21 protein-coding genes, 1 tRNA gene, 1 pseudogene and 1 riboswitch are annotated in these 22,829 nt (G+C 59.7%); of the genes and pseudogenes, 16 read left to right on the top strand and 7 right to left on the bottom strand.

Features of this window, described 5'->3' with window-relative positions; all coding sequences use genetic code 11:
- The 3 genes and pseudogenes from CYB_RS10005 (at position 1) to nusB (ending at position 3,155) form a co-directional block, all read left to right on the top strand.
- Positions 1-2,160, top strand: coding sequence for an ATP-dependent helicase (locus CYB_RS10005; RefSeq protein WP_011433681.1), 2,160 nt, complete (start codon positions 1-3; stop codon positions 2,158-2,160).
- A 119-nt stretch (positions 2,161-2,279) separates the two neighbouring features.
- Positions 2,280-2,468 (top strand): annotated as a pseudogene (locus tag CYB_RS15685) (nitrogen utilization protein B); the annotation flags it as partial.
- A gap of 162 nt (positions 2,469-2,630) precedes the next feature.
- Positions 2,631-3,155, top strand: a complete 525-nt coding sequence (gene nusB, locus CYB_RS15680; protein ID WP_369791771.1) for a transcription antitermination factor NusB — start codon at positions 2,631-2,633, stop codon at positions 3,153-3,155.
- A 5-nt stretch (positions 3,156-3,160) separates the two neighbouring features.
- On the opposite strand, the gene CYB_RS09995 is transcribed toward nusB, so the two are convergent.
- Both CYB_RS09995 and CYB_RS09990 read right to left on the bottom strand, forming a co-directional pair.
- On the bottom strand, positions 3,161-3,604 hold the full coding sequence (locus tag CYB_RS09995; RefSeq protein WP_011433679.1) for a DUF29 domain-containing protein: 444 nt from the start codon (positions 3,602-3,604) through the stop codon (positions 3,161-3,163).
- Positions 3,605-3,693: 89 nt separating this feature from the next.
- Positions 3,694-3,765 (bottom strand) — tRNA-Gly (locus CYB_RS09990).
- Between the two features lie 233 nt (positions 3,766-3,998).
- Here CYB_RS09990 and ssuE point away from each other — a divergent pair.
- The 6 genes from ssuE to CYB_RS09965 all read left to right on the top strand — a co-directional run bounded on the left by ssuE (position 3,999) and on the right by CYB_RS09965 (position 9,281).
- Positions 3,999-4,526 carry an NADPH-dependent FMN reductase gene (gene ssuE / locus CYB_RS09985; RefSeq protein ID WP_011433678.1) on the top strand — a complete coding sequence of 176 codons (528 nt, stop codon included), beginning with the start codon at positions 3,999-4,001 and terminating at the stop codon, positions 4,524-4,526.
- Positions 4,527-4,758: 232 nt separating this feature from the next.
- Positions 4,759-4,840: riboswitch (Glutamine riboswitch) on the top strand.
- Between the two features lie 79 nt (positions 4,841-4,919).
- Positions 4,920-5,093 (top strand): DUF4278 domain-containing protein, encoded by a 174-nt coding sequence (locus CYB_RS14400; RefSeq protein ID WP_083757650.1) that lies wholly within the window; start codon positions 4,920-4,922, stop codon positions 5,091-5,093.
- 799 nt (positions 5,094-5,892) lie between these two features.
- On the top strand, positions 5,893-6,132 hold the full coding sequence (secG, locus tag CYB_RS09980; protein ID WP_011433676.1) for a preprotein translocase subunit SecG: 240 nt from the start codon (positions 5,893-5,895) through the stop codon (positions 6,130-6,132).
- Between the two features lie 12 nt (positions 6,133-6,144).
- The gene (locus CYB_RS09975; protein ID WP_011433675.1) at positions 6,145-6,798 is read left to right on the top strand and encodes a YqiA/YcfP family alpha/beta fold hydrolase; all 654 of its coding nucleotides are present in this window, start codon (positions 6,145-6,147) and stop codon (positions 6,796-6,798) included.
- Positions 6,799-6,865: 67 nt separating this feature from the next.
- Complete coding sequence (locus CYB_RS09970) at positions 6,866-7,600, top strand: HAD family hydrolase (RefSeq protein WP_238376756.1); 735 nt, start codon at positions 6,866-6,868, stop codon at positions 7,598-7,600.
- A gap of 37 nt (positions 7,601-7,637) precedes the next feature.
- Entirely contained in the window at positions 7,638-9,281 is a 1,644-nt protein-coding gene (locus tag CYB_RS09965) for a gamma-glutamyltransferase family protein (protein WP_011433673.1), read from the top strand.
- 5 nt (positions 9,282-9,286) lie between these two features.
- Here CYB_RS09965 and fabG read toward each other — a convergent pair whose 3' ends face one another.
- Positions 9,287-10,048, bottom strand: a complete 762-nt coding sequence (gene fabG / locus CYB_RS09960) for a 3-oxoacyl-[acyl-carrier-protein] reductase (RefSeq protein ID WP_011433672.1) — start codon at positions 10,046-10,048, stop codon at positions 9,287-9,289.
- A 544-nt stretch (positions 10,049-10,592) separates the two neighbouring features.
- Between fabG and CYB_RS09955 the strand changes: the two genes are divergently transcribed.
- Positions 10,593-11,087, top strand: coding sequence for a DUF3531 family protein (locus CYB_RS09955; RefSeq protein WP_011433671.1), 495 nt, complete (start codon positions 10,593-10,595; stop codon positions 11,085-11,087).
- 12 nt (positions 11,088-11,099) lie between these two features.
- Here the strand turns inward: CYB_RS09955 and CYB_RS09950 are convergent, their stop codons facing one another.
- The 3 genes from CYB_RS09950 to CYB_RS14545 all read right to left on the bottom strand — a co-directional run bounded on the left by CYB_RS09950 (position 11,100) and on the right by CYB_RS14545 (position 14,727).
- Positions 11,100-12,875, bottom strand: a complete 1,776-nt coding sequence (locus CYB_RS09950; RefSeq protein ID WP_238376755.1) for a sulfatase — start codon at positions 12,873-12,875, stop codon at positions 11,100-11,102.
- An 83-nt stretch (positions 12,876-12,958) separates the two neighbouring features.
- Positions 12,959-13,924, bottom strand: coding sequence for an LPS export ABC transporter periplasmic protein LptC (gene lptC / locus CYB_RS09945; RefSeq protein WP_011433669.1), 966 nt, complete (start codon positions 13,922-13,924; stop codon positions 12,959-12,961).
- 60 nt (positions 13,925-13,984) lie between these two features.
- Positions 13,985-14,727 (bottom strand): IS5-like element ISSoc13 family transposase gene (locus tag CYB_RS14545; RefSeq protein ID WP_076611515.1). Its coding sequence is split into 2 segments (ribosomal slippage): positions 13,985-14,409 and positions 14,409-14,727, totalling 744 coding nucleotides; the frame shifts between segments, so codons are not numbered across the junction.
- A 165-nt stretch (positions 14,728-14,892) separates the two neighbouring features.
- Between CYB_RS14545 and CYB_RS09930 the strand changes: the two genes are divergently transcribed.
- Genes CYB_RS09930 through CYB_RS09920 form a run of 3 tightly spaced genes read left to right on the top strand, consistent with a single transcriptional unit; the run spans position 14,893 to position 18,954 of the window.
- The gene (locus CYB_RS09930; protein WP_011433668.1) at positions 14,893-15,762 is read left to right on the top strand and encodes a branched-chain amino acid ABC transporter permease; all 870 of its coding nucleotides are present in this window, start codon (positions 14,893-14,895) and stop codon (positions 15,760-15,762) included.
- Positions 15,762-16,721, top strand: a complete 960-nt coding sequence (locus tag CYB_RS09925; protein ID WP_011433667.1) for a branched-chain amino acid ABC transporter permease — start codon at positions 15,762-15,764, stop codon at positions 16,719-16,721. Before CYB_RS09930 ends, CYB_RS09925 begins: the two co-directional genes overlap by 1 nt.
- A 58-nt stretch (positions 16,722-16,779) precedes the next feature.
- The gene (locus CYB_RS09920) at positions 16,780-18,954 is read left to right on the top strand and encodes an RNA degradosome polyphosphate kinase (protein ID WP_011433666.1); all 2,175 of its coding nucleotides are present in this window, start codon (positions 16,780-16,782) and stop codon (positions 18,952-18,954) included.
- 80 nt (positions 18,955-19,034) lie between these two features.
- On the opposite strand, the gene CYB_RS09915 is transcribed toward CYB_RS09920, so the two are convergent.
- Complete coding sequence (locus CYB_RS09915) at positions 19,035-19,589, bottom strand: DoxX family protein (RefSeq protein WP_041437454.1); 555 nt, start codon at positions 19,587-19,589, stop codon at positions 19,035-19,037.
- 332 nt (positions 19,590-19,921) lie between these two features.
- Between CYB_RS09915 and CYB_RS09910 the strand changes: the two genes are divergently transcribed.
- From CYB_RS09910 to CYB_RS09900, 3 genes are all read left to right on the top strand, one after another.
- On the top strand, positions 19,922-21,040 hold the full coding sequence (locus CYB_RS09910; RefSeq protein WP_011433663.1) for an ABC transporter ATP-binding protein: 1,119 nt from the start codon (positions 19,922-19,924) through the stop codon (positions 21,038-21,040).
- Between the two features lie 152 nt (positions 21,041-21,192).
- Positions 21,193-22,239 carry a GntR family transcriptional regulator gene (locus tag CYB_RS09905; RefSeq protein ID WP_238376754.1) on the top strand — a complete coding sequence of 349 codons (1,047 nt, stop codon included), beginning with the start codon at positions 21,193-21,195 and terminating at the stop codon, positions 22,237-22,239.
- 114 nt (positions 22,240-22,353) lie between these two features.
- The gene (locus CYB_RS09900) at positions 22,354-22,788 is read left to right on the top strand and encodes a hypothetical protein (RefSeq protein WP_011433661.1); all 435 of its coding nucleotides are present in this window, start codon (positions 22,354-22,356) and stop codon (positions 22,786-22,788) included.
- Positions 22,789-22,829: the final 41 nt, after the last annotated feature.

The raw sequence follows: 22,829 nt of genomic DNA, 5'->3' as shown, positions 1-22,829 counted from the left end.
ATGCTGGGTCTGGCTTCTTCTCCCTTTCCTGAGGTCACCCTGCGTCCGGCGCAGCAACAGGCGTTGGCCTACCAATCGGGGCCGCTGGGGATCGCCGCCGTTCCGGGGAGCGGCAAGACCTTTATTCTGGAGCTGTTGATCGCCGATTTAATTCTCAATCGAGGGATCCCACCGGAGCGCATCGGGGTGTTCACCTACATGCGTTCGGCGCGGGGCAACTTGATCAGCCGCATCAATCAACGTTTGCAACGGGCGGGGTATCCGGATCGCTTTACCCAGGCCTTTACCCTGCATTCTTTGTCGTTGCGGGTGTTGCGGGAGGCCCCCAGCCGTTGGGAGGAGCTGTCTATTTTGGAGGGATACGAACAGGAGCGGTTGCTCAGCCGCCTGTGCCGCGCTTGGCTCGTCCGCCATACTCAGCTCTGGGAGCCGCTGATCCCCGGCGACAACAACCCGCAAAAGATCGCCCAAAACCGAGCCCAGTTCCGGCGCAGTTTCCAGCAGATGGTGCAGGTGGTCATCAGCAGGGCCAAGAATCTGCGCCTGGGGCCAGAAGTGATCCCCAGCGAGGGCTATCTGGGCTGGGCTGCTCCCATCTACGCCGGTTATCAAGCGGAATTGCGTCGCCTGGGCAAGTTAGACTACGACGACCTGGGCTGGCAAGCAGTGGATTTGATCGAGGGCAGTCCAGAGCTGCGGGAGCAGGTGCAGAACTGGTACGACTACCTGTTCGAGGATGAGGCCCAAGACAGTTCCCCCCTGCAGGAAGAGCTGCTGCGGCTGCTCAGCCAACGCACCGGCAACCTGGTGCGGGTGGGGGATCCCAACCAGAGCATCATGGGCACCTTTACCAGCGCCGAGCCGCGGCTGTTTCGCGCCTTTTGCCAGGCCAGTCCTCAGGTGGTGCTTTTGGATGAATCCAGCCGCAGTGCCCCCCAGATCATCGCTTTGGCCAACCGCCTGGTGGAGTGGGTGAATCAGCAGCACCCCATCCCGGCTTTGCGCACCGCTCTGGCCCCCCAGCCCATTCAACTGGCCACCTCCGGTGGCCAAAACCCCCCGGCCAGCGAGGGTGGTGTGGACTTTCTGCGGGTCGTCGGATCCCCGGAAGAGGAGCTGCAACAGGTGGCGCGGCAGGCCATTGCAGCCGCCCAAGCTTTTCCCGGCCAAACGGTGGCCATTCTGGTCACCACCAACGAGCTGGGGGGCAAAGCCCTCAGCTATCTCCAGGAAATGGGAGCGGAGCGGGTGATCGATCTGTTGCGGGGCAGTCCCAGTCAGCGGCGGGTGTTGTTGCAGCTCAAGGGAATCATCGACTGGTTTGCCCAGCCCACTGCCCCCACTCGCTTGGCTGCTGCTGTGGATTGCTTGGCGGATTGGGCGGGGATCCCACGTGCTGAACTGGGGCCGATGTTGACCTGGATCCGCGCCTCTCTGCCGGAGCGGCTGCTATTTCCCAACTTTGGTGAGGCTCCCGCTCTGCCCGATGGCCCGCCTTGGCAGAACTTGGGCAGGCTGCTGCGCACCCTTGCCGGTTGGCTCCGGGCCGGGCGCTCCCCTTGGCCGGAGGTGCTGAATGTGATCGTTCAAAGCCTCTACCGCAAGCCGGAAGAGCTGTTTGTGGGTCGCTATGTAATCGATCAGCTGGAGCAGGTGCTGGGATCCCTGCCCGAAACCGATTGGCAGGAGATCGCCCAAGAATTTCAAGTGATTCTGGATCACCGCCTCAACAACTTGCCTTCGGAGATCTTCGCCTTCGACCCCGAGCCGGGCAGCATCACTGTCACGACTCTGCATCGGGCCAAGGGGCTGGAATGGGATCAGGTGTTCATCCCCCAGGTGTCGGCCTACGAGTTTCCCACCCAGTACGGGGAGCGAACCCTGGGGCTGAAGTTTTTGGATGAAGTGGATATGCAGGCAGAGGCCCTGGCTCAGTTGCGACAGCTCAGCCCCAAAGGCGGCTGGGAGCTGCAGGCCGACTCGGCCACCAAGCAAGCCTTTTTGGATTTGGCAGCAGAGCGATTGCGGCTGCTGTATGTGGGCATCACCCGCAGCAAACGACGGCTCACCCTCTCGGTATCCAGCCAATCTCGCTTTGGCACAGAGCAGAGTTCATCTTTGGTGTTTCGGGTGTTAAGTCGCAGTTTTAGGGCCGGTTGACCGGGTGAGTCTCTCGTTCTTCATGGATTGGCAACCTGCTAGCATGGCTAAGCCCGATAGCGCTTGCGCGCCGCCTTGCGGCAATGGGGCAGTCTTTCAGAAGCTATGGATATTCTGCAATGCAACCTCGGCGTATTGCCCGCGAACTGGCCCTGCTGGGGGTCAATCAACTGCCAGCCACGGCGGCCAAACTGAGCGAAAAACAACTGGAGGACTTGCTGCTGGCAGCCATCCGCGCCCTGAGTGAAGAGACCCATGAAACCCTCTCCACAGCGGCGGCGGAAATCCAGCGCAGCGACCGTTTGTTGCACGAGAGCGATCCTCTATTGTTGGCCGATTCGGATCCCAAGGAAGAGGGTGGATCCCGCTCCGTCACCCTCCGCCTTCATCAAGCCCAACGGCACCTGCAGCGCCTGGAAATTACTCTAAAGGAGGCGAAGGTTCCTAACCCCAATGCCCTACGGGGGGAAGTGCTGGAGCTAATCCAGCAGGTGCAAGTGGCTCTCAGCAACGCCGGCCAAGCCCTAGAACACCTGGAACAGCGGCTGCACAGCGTCCGCCACATCTTGGATGAGGTTGTCCAGTTGTCCCAAAGAGCAGTCAACCGGGTGGGCGTTGCCCTGTCCATGCCGGAACTGTTGTACATTGCCCAATCCCAAGAAGTGCGTGCCTACGCTTTGCAACTGTTAACTGCCCTGCGAACCCACAAGGAGGCGATTGATGCTCGTTTGCAAAAGGCTTTGGTGGGTTGGCAATTGCAGCGGGTTGGTCGGATCGAGCGAGATATCCTGCGCCTGGCGGTGGTGGAGATGGAAATACTGGCCAGCAGCCCCGTGAAGGTTGCCATCAACGAAGCTGTAGAATTGGCCAAAAAATACGGGGATCCTGAAGCCGCCGCTTTCGTCAACGGAGTGCTGCGACGGGTAGTGGACAGCCAGATGGAGACCCACCGGGGTCGGGATCCCTCCCTCCCTGGTTCTGGTTCCGGGGGCTGAGCAGATCACTGGGGATCTTCCTTGCCAGGATAAAAGTCGGGATCCATCACCTGCTCAAATGTGTAGGGACACTGGGCAGGCAGATCTGCTTCAGACAATGGCGTTTCTCTCACCACCAACAGGATCCCGTCCTGGTGAGCCTCTTGCAGGGCTGCCGAAAGATCGGGCTTGAGGCTGGGACTGTCTCTGAGCAATCGCTGGATCTGGCGGCGTTGTTCAGTAATCGTTGCCCGCCAACTTTTGCCTCGCAGGTGGGGTTGCAATTGCCACTTCAGCAAATGCCCTACCAGGATCCCCAGCCGGTGCAGCAATTCCCGGCGTTCTTGCCTGCCCAAAGCCTCGATTTCCTCCACCAAGTTGGCGATATCCAGTTGATCCCACTGCCCCGATTTCAGCAGTGCGGCTTGCTTTTGCGTCCAGGCATAGAAGTCGTACTCGTAAAGTTGCATGCTTCCTTACCCTGAGCCCATCGATTTCCCGGACTAGGCCAAATCCGGGAATGCTTGTGGGAAGCGGGTTTTGCGGGTTGGCTGGGAGAAGCGGGCGATGAGACTCGAACTCACGACATCCAGCTTGGGAAGCTAGCGTTCTACCACTGAACTACGCCCGCGTAAATCAATCTCAAGTTTAGCAAGCTGAAACCCTTGCTGAATCTAACCTATCACGTTCCCGACCCCTTGAGTAGGTGGGGAGTCGGGGGGCATATTTTGCCCGCAATTTGACCAGCAGGGAATGACGTCGAGAGACAAAGCTATCGTGCATGCTGGGGCAGGGCGAGAGTGGGTTAATCATCTTTCACATGGGATCCCTGGTACAACTGAGGCAGTATTCTGTCTGCGGCCTATGTCCAGCATCCTCCTGCTCTCCGGTAGTCCCAGCACTCCTTCTCGCTCAGAAGCCGTTTTACATCACGCTGCCGGGATCCTGTCCGATCTGGGATTGACCACTCAGTTTGTTTCGGTGCGGGATTTGCCCCCAGAGGATCTGGCACTGGCCAAGTTCGATAGCCCTCAACTCAAGGCAATTCAGCAAAAGGTGGCCCAAGCTACCGGGATCGTCATCTCTGCTCCCGTTTACAAAGCCTCCTATCCAGGTGTGTTGAAGGCACTGCTGGATTTGCTGGATCAAGACGCCTTTACCGGTAAAGTGATTCTCCCCATTGCCACCGGGGGAACCCTGGCCCATCTGCTGTCCATCGACTTTGCGATGAAACCTGTGCTGGCGGTGATGGGGGCAACCCACATCCTGAGAGGGGTTTATATCCTGAGTTCTCAAATTCAGTTGGACGCTGCCGGAACACTACAGCTAGAGGCCGACATCGAGGAACGTCTGCGAGCAGGGCTGCAGGCACTTGTGCAGGCGGTGAAATAGAAGAAATCAGAATTTTGCGGAGACTGGCCGAATACGGGATTGGTGCCCTGGGCCCGGAACCGGTTGCGGCAATCTATTCCGAAAAGTGCATAGGTGATTGCCCAGTCAGGCCCGAGAAGCCGCGGAAGAGCCGACGGCAAGGGATCCCTTTTGCGGGTATGGCCGGATTAAATTTCTATAAATCCCCCAAAAAACCTGCAAAACCGTAAGTTATGATACAGACATAGGATAAATCGTTCACCTCTGCAGTTGGCTCACCAGTGGCCTGGAGCTGTGCAGAGACGGAAGTAGGGGTCTTCCCGAAGGAACGCGCCTCAACTGAATCGCGCCACTCTCTCCGTGGCTTACGGTTCAACAACAACAAACTCAACCCTTCGTTGATGGAGGCGACTTATGAAACTCTCTTTCCGTGGCAACACCTTTGACTACGTTCCCGCGCATACTCAGCTCAGCGATGAGGAGTTGCAAGCTCAGTATCGCGGTCAAACCTTCTGTGTGCACCACACCAGCAAGAAAGCGATGCCTCACCCTCATCAGCCCCTGACCTACCGGGGTGTAAGCTACTGAGGTGAATACTGTTTGCCCTTGTAGGTGAGGTGGGGATCCTCTGGAAATCTCCATAAGGGCTGGATAAAGACCGGGCGGCCCCGTTTGGGGTCGCCTTTTGGGGCAAAACAACTGGAGCAAAACAACACCTCCAGAAGAGATGGCTTAGCCCAGCCAGTTCAGATTCTCAAGCAAGATCGATATCCATCGATATCTTCTCGATATCTTCGTCCGCCAGCTTCTCTCCCCGTCTAGTGACCTGAAGGATTGCGTCGAGGCTGCCTGGGGACAGGTTCTATGTCTTCTGGAGTGGGTTTGCTGGAAGGGTGAGGTGGACCTTGCCAAGGTTGACCTCAAAGGGAGGAGCCAAATCGGTCGCAAGTGCTGGGGGACAGTCAGCAACAGCTGGGCTGTCGGGGGGCCTCAGTGCCCTGAATGCCGGTACCGGGTGCATCGGGACCCAGCCTCAGCCTTGGGAACTGTGCTGGGTGGATTAGAGGTTGTTTTGCGAGCTGGCAGTAGCCAGGGAGGCTGGGGAAGGGAAGCCACCTGTCCAGTCGTTTTGTCGGGGGTTGTAGACCCAGGCAAGTGGCAGGGGGCAGGAATGCCCAGCCGCGAGGTAAGGACTCCGTCCTGCTGACGGGAAGGGAAGCCTGTGCTCTGTCCGCAGGACGAGCGCCGGGAGGATGCCACAGAAGATGGGTGGGTCTTCACCTGCCAACTTGATTCTGAAATGGGAGCGATGCCGAGACAGGGTGCGCTAAGATGCGGTTCCAAGCGATAATGGCCTTAGCAACTTGCCCTACAGGGATCCGCTGCGATGGAAGCGTTTTTCGAGTTTCTCTGGTCGGCTTCGGCCATCTTGCTGGTGATCTTGGTGCTGCTGCACAGCCCTAAGGGGGATGGGTTGGCGGGCATTGGCGGGCAGGCCCAGCTGTTCTCCAGCTCCAAGAGTGCTGAGCAAAACCTCAACCGCATCACCTGGACGGTAGCGACCCTTTTCCTCTCCATCAGCGTGGTGTTGGGGGCGGGCTGGCTCTCGGCAGCCACAGGGCCATAGGGATCCCTTTCCGTGTTGGCGATTTACCTGCATGGATTCGGCTCTGGGCCGCAGTCGGCCAAGGCAACTTTCTTTCGGCAGCGGCTGCAGCAGGTGGGGATCCCTGTTCAGGTGCCCGATCTGAACCAGGACAATTTTGCCCAGCTCACCTTGACCCGCCAGATCCAGCAGGTTTCCAGCCAGCTTGCCGAGATGAACTACCCCCCTGTCACCCTCATCGGCTCTAGCCTGGGGGGGCTGGTGGCTGCCTGGGTTGCCGAACAACAACCCTGTGTGCAGCGCTTGGTGCTCTTGGCGCCGGCTTTTGGCTTTTTAGGCCATTGGCTGCCGCGGCTGGGGGCAGAGGCGGTGGAGACTTGGCGGCGAACCGGACAACTCATGGTGTTTCACTACGGAGAAGGCCGCCCTCTCCCTTTGGAGTACGGCTTTGTCGCCGATGCCCAGCGCTACCCGGATGGGGGGTTACGACGGCCTGTGCCCACCCTAATTGTGCACGGGATCCAAGACGACACCATCCCCATTCAAGCCAGTCGAGACTATGTGGCCCGTCGCCCCTGGGCCCAACTGGTGGCGGTGGAGAGCGACCACGCCCTGACCGATGTGTTGGATCCCATTTGGCAGATCACCAGCCGCTTCTGCGGGTGGGGGATGGAGACGGGGCAGTAGGGTTGTTAAAGGGGATCCCTGTCCCGTGCTTGCCCATTCGCGAAAGCGTCGCGTAGCGATAATGTCTATGCAATCCAAAGTGCTGTGCCTACAACAGGGGAAGGCTGACGTGACTGCCGGCTTGCTCTTCGATATGGACGGGGTGATTGTGGATTCGGAACCAATCCATGCCCGCGCCGGGGCCATTGCCCTGCAACGCTGCCACCTATCCCTGGATTTGGCCCCCATCTCCCTGCAGTTCAAGGGGCGCACCGACCGCGACATGTTCGAGTACCTTGTCCAACACCAGACGGACACCCCACCTGCAGAACGGCCCCTGCTGGTGCAGCGCTTGATCGAGGAAAAGGCCAAGGCTTTTGGCGAGCTGCTGGCAGAGGTACCCCTGGTGCCGGGGGTGCTGGAGTTTTTGGCGGCCAGCCGCCAGCGCTTTTCTGCCCTGGCCGTCACCACTTCGGCCATCCGCCGGGATCAAGCGCAGATTTTCCAGCGCTTCGACCTGCACCGCTGGTTTGACGCGGTGATTACCGCCGAAGACATTCAGCGGGCCAAGCCCGACCCAGAGCCTTACCTGAAAACGGCTGCCGCTGTGGGGTTGGATCCGGCGTTGTGTTGGGTGATTGAAGATTCTACCCATGGGATCCGCGCCGCTAAGGGGGCTGGCTGTTTTGCGGTGGGCCTCACCACGGCTTTCACCGCCGAGGAACTGCGCCACGCCGGGGCAGATGTGGTGGTGGACAGCTTTGCGGAGTTGGCCACACTCCTGTTCGCGAGAGCGTCGCGTAGCGATAACCTGCCTGTGTAGGGAGCCCAGCCCATTCGCGAGAGCGTCGCGTAGCGATATGCCAGCACCCACTTTTTTGCGGCAGGCCCTGGATCGCTATCCGTTTGCTTCGCGGCGACGGGTGGTGATGGGCAGACAGGGATCCGTGGCCACCAGCCAACCTTTGGCGGCAATGGCGGGCATGGAGATGTTCTGGGCGGGCGGCAATGCTGTGGATGCAGCCGTGGCAATGGCGGTGGCTTTGACGGTGGTGGAGCCAACCTCCAATGGCATTGGCGGCGATGCCTTTGCTCTGGTGTGGGAGGGGGGGGAGGAGGGTCAGCTGTACGGGTTGAATGCTTCCGGTCGCAGCCCAGCCGCCCTGACGCCGGAGCGGTACCGGGACCATGGGCGGATCCCCCCCTACGATTGGTTAGCGGTGACGGTGCCGGGGGCAGTTTCCGCTTGGCAGACCTTGCACCGGCGCTGGGGAAAGCTGCCGTTCGAGCGTCTGTTTGTGCCTGCCCTTCGTCTGGCGCAAGAGGGATTTCCGGTCTCTCCCCGGGTGGCCCAACTGTGGCAGGCGGCGGAGTCCATCTATTTGCCCCTGCCGGATCCGCGCCACGAGGCCTTCAAGGCCGTTTTCTTTCCCCAAGGGCGTGCCCCACGGGCTGGAGAGCGCTGGAGCAGCCCCCTGCATGCTCAAACCCTAGAAGAGATTGCCCGTAGCGGTGGGGAGAGTTTTTACCGGGGGGAGCTGGCGGAGAAGTTGCTGGCTTTCTCGGAGGCCACGGGCGGCTTCCTGTCCCCCGCCGACTTGGCTGAGCACCGGGCCGATTGGGTGGAACCCATCCATACGGATTACCGCGGCTACACCGTCTGGGAGATCCCCCCCAACGGGCAGGGCATTGCCGCTTTGATGGCGCTCAACCTTTTGGAGGGTTTTGAGCTGGGTCGGATCTCCTACGATGCCGGCGAGCGCTATCACCTGCAGATTGAGGCAATGAAGCTGGCCTTTGCCGATGTGAGCCGACAGGTGGCGGATCCGGAGTATGTGCGGGTCAGTCCTGCCCAGATGCTGGATAAGGCTTATGCACAGCGGCGGCGGCAGTTGATCGGGAGGGAGGCGATCCCCCTGGCCCAGCCAGGGCTGCCGGAGGGGGGAACGGTTTACCTGGCTGCAGCTGATGGTGAGTTGATGGTGTCTTTGATTCAGTCGAATTTCGATGGCTTCGGCAGTGGTCTGCTGGTTCCGGGCACGGGCATTGCTCTCCACAACCGCGGCACGGGTTTCACCCTGGAGCCCGGCCATCCCAACCAGGTGGGCCCCCGCAAGCGCCCCTACCACACGATTATCCCCGCCTTTCTATCTAAAGAAGGGATCCCCCTCGGCCCTTTTGGTGTCATGGGGGGGGCAATGCAGCCCCAAGGCCATGTGCAGGTGGTGGTGAATTTGGTGGATTACGGCCTGAACCCCCAGGCGGCTCTGGATGCGCCCCGCTGGCGAGTGCTGTGGGATCAGGGGATCCCGCAGGTGGCGCTGGAGAGCACGGTGCCGCCCCAGGTGGTGCGCGAACTCTCCGCCCGCGGCCATGCAGTGCAGGTGGTGGACGCAGAAGAGGATTGCGGTCTTTTTGGCCGGGGACAGATCCTCTTGCGGGATGGGGATCACTTCATTGCGGCTTCCGAACCCCGTGCCGATGGCCTAGCCCTGGCGTGGTAGAGTGCCTAGCTCATCACCATGCCACCATCGATGGCAAAAACCTGTCCCGTGATGTAGGCCGCCGCCGGATCTGCCGCCAAAAAACGCACCAGCCCCGCCACTTCTGCCGGGGATCCCAGTCGCCCCAGGGGGATCTGCGCCAAAATCGGGCCGGGGTCCAGTTTTTCGGTCATTTGGGTGGTGATGAACCCCGGTGCCACGGCGTTGACGGTGATGTTGCGGCTGGCCAGCTCGCGAGCTGCTGTCTTGGTGAGGCCCACCACCCCTGCTTTGGCGGCGCTGTAGTTGGCCTGGCCGGCATTGCCCACCAAGCCCACCACCGAGGTGATGTTGATGATGCGCCCCTGGCGCTGCTTCACCATGATCTTGGCGGCTGCCTTCAGGCAGAGAAAGACCCCCGTCAGGTTGAGATCCAGCACCGCCTGCCAATCTTCTGGCTTCATGCGCAGCAGCAGGGTGTCGCGGGCCATGCCGGCATTGTTCACCAGCACATCCACCCGACCCCACCGCTCCATCACCTGGGCAAACAGGCTCTCCACCGCCTCTGGGCAAGACACATCGGCGGCCACAGGGATCCCTTCTCCCCCCAGGGCTGCGATCTCTTCCACCAGAGACTCGGCTTCGGCAGCGGAGCGGGCGTAGTTGATCGCCACTTTTGCTCCAATGGCCCCCAGGTGCAGGGCAATCGCCCGGCCAATGCCCCGGCTGGCTCCGGTGACCACAGCCACCCGGTCTTGGAGGGAAGGCAAAGGGAGAAGCTCAGACATAAGCGGCAGATTCCTTATGATTGGGACAGCCGCAACAGTATAGGATGCTTTAGAGCCCTCTGGTTGCCACTGGCTTCCCTGCGATCGCTTGCGCTGCGTCCCTCATAACCGCCGTTCGCGCTACTTGGATGGAGTCCTTCGGCATAGGCAGGAGGGATCCCACGGCTCTGTGCAGTCACCCTGCCCGCAAGATGTGTTGACGGACGGATTCCCAGACCAACGGGCGAGCAGAGCCGGACTATGATCAAAGGCTAGGCCGCAGCAGAGCATGCCTCTAACCCCCAAAACCCTGAACTTTGCTGAATTTACTGAGCTTTAGGCGGTTTGGCAAAAGTCATTGAGAGGGATATAGTAGACCAAGTTTCCCCCTGATCCTTGAGTCCACCGCAACGGTTGCCGGGAAGTGAAGGGGGAAAGCGCTCGGGGGGTATTCCTCAGGGCTTTGCGGGATACCGCCTTCCTGCTCAGAGATAGGCAGGATGCGATCGCTTCTTTCCTGAACCATGTTCAGGAGAGTTTAGCGTGAATGTATCAGGAACTGTCCATGCAAGTGGAGTTTCGCGAGTGCGATCCGGGAAATCTGTGGATCTGGTTTGAGTTTGCCGAGCCGCCGGTCGAAGCTGAGCTGAAGTACCTCAACGAGGTGCTGGAGTCATGGTACGTGCTGGGCAAACTGGGGGGATTTAACGCCGAGCGCCTGGTGGCCCAAGAGGCAGAGGCGGATCTGAGCTATCTGGAGTATCCCAACGAATCGGATCCCTTGCCTTCCCTGATGCACAACATGGGATCCCTGGAAGAGAAGGACAACTGGGCCCGCTGCTGGTTTGATCTGGGCACCGCCGATGCGATGGCGCTGGATGTGTTGATCAACGCCCTGCGCACCCTCAGCCTGGAATACATCGGCCTCAGCCGCGTGATTATCGGCGGGCAAAATGAGGATTGGCCAACGGCGGATCCGGAGGAGATGGATGACATGGATGACTACGATCTAAACGGCTATGTGCGGGATCACAGGGAGGAGGAAGGAGGGCTGGAATAGCGGGATCCCTGCCTACTCCAAGTAGCCCAGCTCTTGCATCTGCCGCACCAAGTCGGCATCGCTTTCCACATTCACCTTGCGAGGAGCCGTGCTAGGCCGCCGGGACTCTGCCCAGCTCACCCAGGCTCTCAGCCCATGCTGTAGGCGAGCCAGCCAAGCCTGGGGGGAAAGTGATCCCCAGCCGGCTTCCCCCGCCGACCCGTCGTGACAGCGTTGCGGATCAGCATCAGGGAGAGAGGACACGGGATCCCCGTCGCCGACCCAGAGCAGATCCCGCAGCTCCGCCGGATCCTGCTCCAAGTTGTAGAGGCTGGGACGATCCCCCGTTTGGATGAGCTTGGTCATCCCCTCATAGAGGGCACGGCGGATGTCGTAACAGGCACGCGCCCGCAGCAGGCTGTCGTTACGGCTTTCCATAGCCCGAATGAGGAGGTGGGGCGGGAAGGCTTCGCTGAGCACTGTTCCCTGCTCGGGATCTTCCCCTGCCAAGGTGCGGGCCAAGCTGAGGCGGGCGACCTCGCGGCGGAGCTTGAGGCTGACACAGGGGGCACCGTTGGGGGAAAGGTTGGGGCTAAAGCCGGCAGCTTCCAGGAGGGTATGGAAGAGGCGGCGGGTGGAAACGGGGGTGGCAATGCGCTTTCCTGCCGGGAAGTGGCCGGGATAGCGCAGGATGAGGGGCACGCGGATCAGCTCTTCGTAGACCACAAAGGCGTGGCCGACGAAGTCGTGTTCTCCCAGGCCTTCGCCGTGATCGGCGACGATGGCCACCAGCGTGTTCTGCTCCAGGCCGGTGTGGCGCAGGGTGTCGAAGACGGATCCCAGTAGGTGATCTTGGTAGGCCACCTCAGCATCGTAGATATCCCGCAGCACCTGCGCTTGCAGTGGAGAAAGGGGCTGCGGCAGGGGCGCCATCCAGCGGTAGGGCTGGGCGTTGTATTGGCGCAAAAAGTCGCGGGCCTCGCGGTTGCTTTTGAAATAGGGGGCGTATTTCTGCACAAAGGGCTCCGGCGGCCAGTAGGGCAGATGGGGCTCCATCAGGTTGACAAAGCAAAAGAAGGGCCGTGCTCCGGGATCCGACCGGCGGCGGGCCATCTGCTGCAGGTAGCGGTTGAGGTCGGCAATCGAGGCGGCGGTGTTGCCTTTGAAGTTGAGCAGGCGGGTCCAGAGGGAGGCAAACCAGGGGTGCAGCGCCAGCTGGAAGAGGGCGTCGGAGCGGGCAAAGGCGTTTTGCACCGGATAGGAGAGCCGCCGCCAAAATTGGGTGTAGGCGGCCAGCCAGCGGTTCAAGGGGGCGGGCAAGGGGGTGCCTTCGGGGGGGCGGGTGGGCAGAGCGCCACCGTAGTTGTAAAAGGTTTCAAAGCCGCGCCGCAAGCCGTTTTTCAGGATCCCCACCAGAGGGTTGTTGCAAAAGCCCACAGTGGTATAGCCGCTCAGCTGCAACAGCTCTGCCAGGGTGGGCAAGGCGGGGCTCAGCTCCAGATCTGCTTGGACGGTCTGGTGGGTGCTGGGGTATTCCCCCGTAAACAGGGAAGCGTGGGAGGGGATGGTCCATTGGGCGGGGGCAATGGCCCGCTCGAAGAGGGTGGATTCGGCGGCCAGCCGATCCAGGTTGGGGCTGGTGGGCAGTTGGCGGGCACGCTCCGCTTCTGACCAATAGCAGGAGAGACGATCCGCCCGCTGGGTATCCAGCACGATCAGCAGGATGTTGGGGCGTTCTACGGCAGCAGCGCCGGCCCTTGCGGGGGAATGTCCTGTTTGCGCCACTCGGACGGAGTCCTCAAAGCTCACCACAACTCACCCGATACTTTTCCTTAAAGGTATCCCTATCCTGCCATGCTCTCGGCCAGCTTTCTGCTTCCCCCCAGCCCCCCTTAGGGCAAAGTGAGCTGGGTTTGGCTGTTGCCTTGGATCCGAGCAGTGTTGGCCTGCCAATCCAGGATCCCTTGGTTGCCTCTGACAGTCAAAGCCTGGCCGGGCTGGCGGTAGCGCACGTTGCCCTGGGCCTGCAGCTGGGTGGAGCCGATGCGCCAGCGGATCTCCTGGGCCTGCAGCTCTTGACCGGTTTGCTCGGCTTTGGCTTGCCCGTTGCCCAATATGCGCAACTCGGTTAGAGGCAGGGGAGCCCGCAACTGCTCGCCCCTGAGGCGCAAAGCTTGTAAGGGAGCGTAAACCTCTACAGACCCTACTGCCTGCACTTCCCCGACGCCAAATTGCCACAGAAAACGGCTGGCAGCCAGCTCCAGATCCGGATCCCGGTACTCTGCCCGCACCGGCTGAGTGGGATCCCAGTTCTCCAGCTGCATCTGGGCTTGGCCAAAGTCGACGAGCAGCCGCTCCCCCTGCAGGGATCCCTGGCCCTCCAACAGCTCCACTTTCACCTGGCCCTCAGCTTGGAGGAGGCGCTGTTCCGGCAGCCATTCCACCCGCTGGGCCTCCAGACGCAGGTTGTCTCGCTCCGATTCCACCTCGACTTGACCCCTCAATTCCAGCCGTCGTTCGCCGGGGTACGCAGAGCCTTGCTCGGCGCGGGTGCGGATGGCGCGGTTGTCTTCGTCGAAAAATTCTCCCTCAACGGCCTGCAAATGGGCGGATCCCAACTGCACAGGAGCGGCACCATTTTCTGGGGGGGACTCATATTCGGCCAGGCGAGCCTGTAAGCGCCAAAGAATGCCGCCGTCGGGCCTGGCTTGGGTGAGGGTGATGTCTTCGTAGATCAACTGGGGGGTGGAGATGGGCTCGGAAGGCGCATCGGGATCCCACTCCGGCCCGCCACAGCCCGCGCTCAGCAGGGCCAAAACGGCCAGGAAACGGAGGACAGACAAAGACCTGGACTGCATGGATCTTCTTCCTTGTGGGCGCTCTCCCCTACCCTAGCTTTCTTAGGTTGTGTTGATCTTTCATTTGAGCCAAAAGAGAGCACTGACGAGATAGAGAAAACTCAAGAAGTTCCTGGCCAATTTGTCAAAACGAGAAAATAGATGCCGGTACTGCTTTAACTTATGAAAAAAGCATTCGATTAAATGCCTCTCTTTATACAGATGCTTGTCATAATGCCGCTGCGTCTTTCTATTCCTTTTAGGCGGAATAACCGCTTGAGCTTCCCCTATCTTCTCAATCAACTTATCCGCATCATATCCTTTATCCCCAATTACTTTGGTATCCTTTCTCTGCCAGCCCTCTATCAATTCTTCCCCTTGAGTAATATCGCTCTTTTCTCCGCCAGTTATTCTCAATTCCAGCGGATTTCCCAACCCATCTACACTCACATGAATCTTGGTGCTGTATCCCCCTCGGCTTCTCCCCAAAGCTTGCTCCCCTTTTTTCCGGCAGCACAGGAGTGCGCTCGAACCATGGTTGAATCAATAATGAGATGCTCTAAATCAGGGTCGTCAATAAAATACTTGAACATCCGTTCCCACACTCCAAAACGACTCCACCGGTGGAATCTTTGATAGATGGTGTACCATTTGCCATATCCTTCTGGGAGGTAGCGCCAAGGAGCACCGGAACGGGCTATCCAAAGAACTGCTTCAATAAACTGTTTGCAGTTTGCTTCTTTCCCAATGTTAACTCTCTCTTCTGTCTGTAAAAAAGCCAATATCTTCTGCCATTTGTTTTCATCTAAAAAAACCAACTTCATCCTCTTTCCTCTATAAATCATTCTCTCTATCCTAACATAAGATCAACACGACCTAGGACTCCGTCCCGCTGGCGCGATCAGCCGTATCCTTCCGCTGTGCCGGACGGGATCCCGCTCTCGGCAAACCCGTGGCATTATCAGGGCAAGGGGTTTTCGGGGGCAAGCGTGACCCAACTGTTGCAACTTTTCATTTACGGCCTCGTCTTGGGCAGCATCTACGCCCTGGGAGCAATTGGGGTGTCGCTGACCTTTGGCATTTTGCGCTTTGCCAACTTTGCCCACGGGGATCTGATGACCCTGGGGGCCTACTTCGGCCTGACATTTGTTGGGTTGGGTTGGCCAATTGGGGTCAGCCTGCTCCCGGCAGCCTTGGCCACGGTACTTTGTGCAGTTGGGATCGACCAGCTCATCTATCGCCGCCTGCGCCGGGAGGCACCAGTGATCTTGCTCATTTCTTCTTTTGGCACCGCCCTGATTCTGCGCAGCCTGGTGCAGATCATCTGGGGGCCCAACAATCAGGTGTACCGCAGCGGGATCCAGTTGCCGTGGCGGCTTGGGGAGCTGCGCATTAAGCCCGATTGGGCGGTAATCCTGGCGGGAACAGCCCTGTTGGTGGTGGCCCTGCATCTCTTCTTACAACGCACGCGGGTGGGCAAAGCGATGCGGGCCATGGCCGACAATTTTGAGCTGGCCAAGATTACCGGCATTGATACGGAGCGAATCGTTCTCTGGACTTGGGCCATTGGCGCAGCCTTGGCCTGTGCAGCAGGTGTGTTCCTGGGTATGGATACCCGGCTGCACCCCACCATGGGCTGGCGGCTATTGCTGCCCATTTTTGCAGCGGCCATTCTCGGCGGCATCGGTCGCCCTTACGGGGCTATTGCCGGAGGAGTGGTGATCGGCCTGGCGGAAGAATTCTCGACCTTGGTGATCAACCCGGCCTATAAAACCGGGGTGGCCTTCGCCATTTTGGTACTGCTGCTGATCTTCCGACCCACGGGATTACTGGGATCCCCGGGTGGGGGGGATGTCTGATGTTGAGCTACGGCATTTTCTTTTTGATTTTGGTGGGGATCTACGGCGTGCTGGTGCTGGGCCTCAATATCCAGTGGGGCTACGCCGGCATGTTCAACATCGGGGTGGGGGCTTTTTTTGCCGTGGGAGCCTATGCCAGCGCCATTGTCACCACACCCCCAAGCGCCGAGCATTTGGGCGGCTTCAATCTGCCCTTTTGGGTGGGTTTTGCCATAGCTGTGGCCGTCGCCGGGGCGATTGCCTTTTTGATCGGCTTGATTACCCTGAAGCTGCGTTCCGACTACTTGGCCATCGCCACCATCGGCATTGCTGAGATCATCAGCCAAATCCTGAGAAATGAGGGCTGGCTGACCAATGGCGTACGGGGAATTACCCGCATTCCGCGACCCTTTCGCGGCTGGATCCCAGGTCAGGATACCCTTCTCTACTTGGGCTTGGTGCTGGTCATTTTGGCGGTGGTCTATTGGGCTGCGGAGCGGGCCTATCGCTCCCCCTGGGGGCGGGTGCTGCGGGCCATTCGCGAGGATGAACCGGCAACCCTGGCTGCCGGCAAAGATGTGCTCCAGTTTCGCCTGCAAGCGTTTGTGCTGGGATCCATGCTCATGGGGTTGGCGGGGGCCCTCTACGCCCATTTTGTCAATTTCATCAGCCCAGAAGCCTTTCAACCGGAGTTTGCCACCTTCATCGTTTGGGTAATGCTGATCGCGGGGGGCAGTGGCAACAATCGCGGCGCCTTGCTGGGAGCGCTGGTAATTTGGGGGGTGTGGTCGGGCAGCGAGTGGCTCACCAACCGTTTGCCGCCCCAGTGGGCCACCCGGGCTGGCCCTTTGCGCATTTTGTTGATCGGGATCCTGCTCCAGGTGATTCTTCTGACGCGCTCTCAAGGATTGTTGCCTGAACGTCCGCCCAAGCCCGTCTTGGGCACTTCTCCTTCGCCTAAGCAGAACCCCGCAGGATAGGATTGGGTCGGCTCCAGCCGTTGTTGACGTGTTTGAGATAACCCAGCCCTCTGCCGCCATGACTCCGCGCCCCAAGGAAACCGACCCTTCCTGGCCACCTTGCAACCCCGACACGACGGGCTGCCCCCCTGATGCCGGACAACCAGGGATCCGGACTACACCCATCCAAGAGGGCTATGCTCTGCCGGAGCAGTATTTCAACCGGGAGCTGAGCTGGATTGAATTCAATGCCCGGGTTTTGCACGAGGCCCTGGATGAGCGCACACCTCTGCTGGAGCGGCTGAAGTTTCTGGCCATCTTTGAGAGCAACCTGGACGAATTTTTCATGGTGCGGGTGGCGGTGATCCGTCGTCAGTTGGAAACGGGCGTGTTGGTGCTAACCCCGGATGGCCTTACACCGCAGCAGCAGTTGCAGCAGATCTCGAGCCACCTGCGCCCCCTGATTCGAAAATTGCACACTTGCTTCCGGCAGGAACTGGTGCCCAAGCTGGCGGAACAGGGCATTCACATCCGCGATTTTTCCGAGCTGGCCGAGTCGGAACGGCAGGAGCTGCGGGACTACTTTGAGAGGCGTTTGTTTCCAGTGCTCACCCCCTTGGCGGTGGATCCAGGCCATCCCTTTCCCTACATCTCCAACCTCAGCCTCAGCTTGGCGGTGGTGGTGCGGGATCCAGAGACTGGCAAGGAGCATTTTGCTCGCGTGAAGGTGCCCAACACCTTGCCCCGCTTTGTGCCGCTGCGGGATGGGGTAAGCTTTGTGCCGCTGGATCAGGTGATTGCCCACCATCTGGAAGCGCTGTTTGTCGGCATGCAGGTGCTGGAGTACTACCCCTTCCGCATCACCCGGGATGCCGATCTGGAAATCCAAGAGGACGAGGCCGACGATCTGCTGGCTGCCATTCAAGAAGAGCTGCGCAAGCGCCGCTTCGGCTCAGTGGTGCGCATGGAGATTGCCAGCCAAACTCCGGCAGCCATCCGACAACGGCTCAGCGAAGAGATGCGCCTCAACAGTGACTCGGTGTACGAAGTGGATGGCCTCTTGAGTATGGGGGGGGTGATGGCGTTTCTCAGCCTGGATCGGCCCGATTTGAAGGATCCCCCTTGGGGGCCGGTCACCCCGCCCCGCCTGCGCACTGCCTCGGTCAGCGATGAGCCGGTGGATATCTTTGCCGTCATCCGGGAAGGGGATCTGTTGGTGCATCACCCCTACGATTCTTTTGCCGCCAGCGTGGAACGGTTTTTGGAGGAGGCCGCCAACGATCCGCAGGTGCTCACCATTAAGCAAACCCTCTACCGCACCTCCGGCGACTCGACGGTGGTGAAATCCCTCATTCAGGCCGCCGAAAACGGCAAGCAGGTGGCCGCTCTGGTGGAGCTCAAAGCCCGTTTCGACGAAGAAAACAACATCCTCTGGGCCAAAAAGCTGGAGAAAGCCGGGGTCCACGTGGCCTACGGCCTGCCGGGGCTGAAAATCCACTGCAAACTGGCTTTGGTGGTGCGGGAAGAGGAGGGATCCCTGCGCCGCTACGTCCACATCGGTACCGGCAACTACAACCCCAAAACCGCCCGTATCTATACCGACCTAGGGCTGTTCACTTGCGATGAGACCCTCTGCAACGACGTTACGGAGTTGTTTAACCTGCTGACGGGCTACTCGCGGCAACGGCAATTCCGCAAGCTCTTGGTGGCCCCCAGAACCCTGCGCCAGGGCATGGAAGCCCTGATCCGCAGAGAGATCCGCCATGCCCAAGCGGGGGGCCAGGGGCGTATCATCGTCAAGATCAACTCTCTCACCGACCCGGAAATGATCCGGCTGCTCTACGAGGCCAGCCAAGCCGGGGTGGAGATCGATCTCATCGTGCGGGGCATGTGCTGCCTCAAGCCCGGGATCCCAGGCCTAAGCGAACGCATCCGCGTGATCAGCATCATCGGGCGCTTCCTGGAGCACTCCCGCATCTTCTACTTCTACAATGGCGGCCAGGAAGAGTACTTCATCGGCAGTGCCGACTACATGACCCGCAACCTGGATCGGCGCGTTGAGGTGGTTACCCCTGTGGAGGATCCCGCGTTGCAGCGGGAGCTCAAGGCGATCTTGGACATCTGCCTGACGGACAACCGGCAAGCCTGGGAGTTGCGCCCTGATGGCACCTACGTGCAGCGGCAACCCAAGCCAGGAGAGCCTGTGCGCTCCACCCACCAACGCCTGATGGAGCGGGCCGCCAGCCGCATTTAGCAGGATGACTCTCACTGCTAACCTCTCTCTCAGAGGGAGAGAGGAGCAGCCTCGCCGCTATCGGGAATGGCCACCAAAGCTCAGGATCCGGTGGTCTTGGCGGCCTCGGCCTCTTCCTCGCCCAGCGCAATTACCCGTTCCGTGGCCTGCAACGAAGACTGCAAGCTCTCCAACTTTTCCCGGCTGGCGCGGTTCAGCCACGACTCGATTGCATTCACCAAGAGCTGATCCACAGAGAACCAGCCCCCCCCATTCACCGCAAAGGCCAGGAAGATCGCTGCGTAGATGGCGGATAGCTCCAAGTAGGGAACGCTGAAGCCGGCCACCTTAATGTGATGGAACATGGCCACCGCCATCGTGGCGAACAAGCCCAGTGCTGCCCCTCGGGTCAACAAACCCAACGCCACCATCGGAGCTGCGATCAGCTCGGTATAGGCAGCCACATAAGCGAAGAAGATCGGGAAGGGCAACCCGATCACTTCTACATAAGCCGTCGCAAATCCTTCGATATCTGCCAGTTTGTCAAGGCCGTTGTGAATCATGAATAGCCCTGCCACCACCCGCAAAACGGTCCACGCCACTTGAGACCAGCGCGGAGTTACGCTGTCGTGACGCAAAGCTGAGGCGAGTAGCACGGGAAACTGCTGAGAGGGTGCCATAGGATAAAACCTGCGATGCAAAGATGAGCAAAGATTCTAACTCATTGTAACGATTCTAAATTTCTGTAACAAGATGGGGTTCAGATCCCCAGTGGTCAAGGGATCCCATGCAAAAACAGGGATCCCATGCAAAAACAAGGCCTCCGGTCCGCTTCCGCGAAAGGCCTCCGGCCCGCTTTCGCGACCGGTCGGGTGGGTTTCCGGCGAGCTTTCACCGCAGGCGATTGCGCCACACTATCTCTGCTCTTGGCCTGGAACCTTTCCGGCCTTGCTGAGACCTGTCAACCTCTGTAAATGGAGCCCTCATAATGGGTTCATTTGCTGCCTGTGTCGATATGGTTGCCGAATCTGTCCTCGCCTCTGATGTCAGCTCCGCCAAAGCCCAAGCCGGGAGAGAGGAGGGATCCCCACCTGCCATTCGTTTGCGGAGGGTCAGCCGCAACTTTTCCGGGATCCAAGCGGTGGACGGGGTGGATTTGGAGGTGCAGCAGGGGGAGTTTTTTACGTTGTTGGGGCCGTCGGGTTCGGGCAAAACCACCTGTTTGCGGATGATCGCGGGCTTTGAGCGTCCGGATGAGGGGCAGATCGAATTGAACGGCCAGAATGTTTTGGGTCTGCCGCCCTACCGACGGCCTGTGAACACGGTGTTTCAGGACTATGCTCTCTTCCCCCACATGACGGTGGCGGAGAACGTTGGCTACAGCTTGATGATCCGCGGCATACCGCCGAAGGAGCGCCAAAAGCGAGTGCAAGAGGCGCTGGAGCTGGTACAACTGCCCGATCTGGGATCCCGTAAACCCAGCCAACTTTCAGGGGGGCAACGGCAACGGGTGGCCTTGGCGCGGGCTTTGGTTGGCCGACCGCAGGTGCTCTTGCTGGATGAACCTTTGGGGGCGCTGGATTTGAAGTTGCGCCAACAGATGCAGTTTGAACTCAAGGCCCTACAACACCGCCTTGGTCTCACCTTTTTGTACGTCACCCACGACCAAGAAGAGGCCCTGACCATGAGCGATCGTATTGCCGTGTTCAATCGCGGGCGCATCGAACAGGTGGGATCCCCGGCAGAGCTCTACGAGCGACCTGCCACCCGGTTTGTAGCCGGTTTTATCGGCCAAACCAACTTGATCGAGGGATCCCTGGCGGAACGATGCGTGGGAGAAGCGGCCCTGTTTGCTTTGCGCCCGGAGCACATTCGGATTGACTTATCTGAAGAAGGGATCCCCGATGGCCACTGCCGCTTGCGGGGACGGATTTGCGACACTGCTTATCTAGGGGCTTTCATTCGCTATCAGGTATGGGTGTCGGGCTGTGAGGTGAAACTTTTGGCTGTGCAACCCAACCCCGGCCTGAATTTGCAGCAGTTGCCGGAAGGGACGGAGGTGACTTTAAGTTGGGATCCCAGCCGGATGCACCGCATCCCCGAATAGGGCTCTCAATCCCGATCTCCTCTGGAGCTTGTCTATCCGGCGTCGGCGCTATCTTGCAGGCAGTTGACACTCCCGCCGACTGAAGTCGAGGGATTCTTACGTAGCCCAGAAACGGGCTCGCAACGGCGTTGTCAAAGGGAGAAAAACGGGCCATGATGCGCATTTCCATCCAGCCGGGGAGTGGGATCCCTGGCTCCGTGCAGCTCTTTAATTTGCTCTGCTTCGCCATCGCCTGTGGGCAGTTTCCTCCCGGCTGCCGCCTGCCCAGCACCCGTCAATTGGCCATGCAAACGGGCCTGCATCGCAACACCATCCACAAGGTTTACCGCCAATTGGAGGCCATGGGCCTGGTGGAAACCCGCGCTGGATCTGGCATTTACGTGAGCCGCTCCGCCCGCCAGGTGGTTAACTACTCTCGCGGCCTGGGGGAAAACCTGGATCGATCCCGACAGGTCCTGGAGCAGGTGCGCCAGGGCATCGACCAGCTGCTGCAGCAGGGGTTTTCTTTGGAGCAGGTGCGGGATCTGCTGCTAGCGGAGATCGATTGGCGATTGCGCTGCAGTGCCCAAGTGCTGGTGTGTGTGCCCAACCGGGATTTGGGTACAGGACAACTGATGGCCCAGCAAATCCAGCAGACTTTGGGCATCCGGGTCCAGTTGGTGCCCCTGGAGGAGCTGGCCACCGTTCTGGATCAGATCCATTCCGGCACTGTGGTGACGCTGCACTATTTTCTCAGCGCCGTCGAGGCCATTGCCCAACCCCGGGGGGCCCGTGTTCTGACGGTGGAGGTGTCTGACTACGCCCGCGAAATTGCCCTGATCCGCCAATTGCCTTCCTACGCCTGTCTGGGGCTGGTGAGCATCAGCACTGCCCTGCTGGAAGTTGCCGAGGTGATCGTCCACAGTTTGCGGGGAGACCTGCTGGTGCTGACGGCAGTGATCTCGGATACGGAACGGGTGGGATCCCTAATCCGCCGCGCCCATACGCTGATTTGCGATGAGGCCAGCTACCCCACCCTGCGGGTCTTGGTGCGCCAAGCCCGAGCCGATCTAATCCGCACACCCAACCTAGTCTGCGCCACCCCCCACATCGGAGAAGCAGCCATGGCCGAGCTGAGACGGGAATTGGGTGGGATCCCTGGAGCCGGAGGGGATAGAGAGGCGGGCGGCAGCGATTTGCAGAGTAAAGAAACGCATTAAGCCTTGTTGCAGGTGAGCCATTTTGCGGATGACAGGCTGCCCAAGATCGTGCTTAAGTGAAAATACGGTAAAAGCTCTCTCATTTTGATTCATCGCTGATCAGTCTTTACACGCATGGTGATCCTCGACTACGCCTCCGCCAATCACGACTATGTGGCGGTTACACGGGAAGGTTTCTGGGAGGCCATCCGCTTCCAAGACCATTTTTACGTCTTCAACCGGGGCTTTTCTCAGCTGCAAGAGGCCATCGCCAGTTGCCGCTACGACATGGATCACGGATCCCTGATCAGCCTGGTGGTGGTGCGCCCTCAGGGCTATGAAGTGTGGTCGCAGGTGGGATCCGACATTCCCGTCTTGCCGAAGCAACTGTTGAGCCCGACAGCCAGGGACTCCCTCCTACCGGCGCGTTCGGTTCCATCTTTGCCCGAACGTCCTTTCTGGTCTTTTTGGGGTTGGGGATCCAAGGCTTATGTGGTGGATGGCGAGCCGGCTGCACCCCAGTCTTTGTTCCACCATAGCCCTCGGCCCTACAACGCGCTACAGGCTTGAGCCGGAATCGGTTGCGCCAGTGTCGTGCAGCAACAGTTTCA

It is taken from the genome of Synechococcus sp. JA-2-3B'a(2-13) (assembly GCF_000013225.1).
In the GTDB taxonomy this organism is placed as follows: domain Bacteria; phylum Cyanobacteriota; class Cyanobacteriia; order Thermostichales; family Thermostichaceae; genus Thermostichus.
Note: the sequence above shows the minus strand (reverse complement) of the source record. Positions and strands in the feature narration are given on the sequence as shown.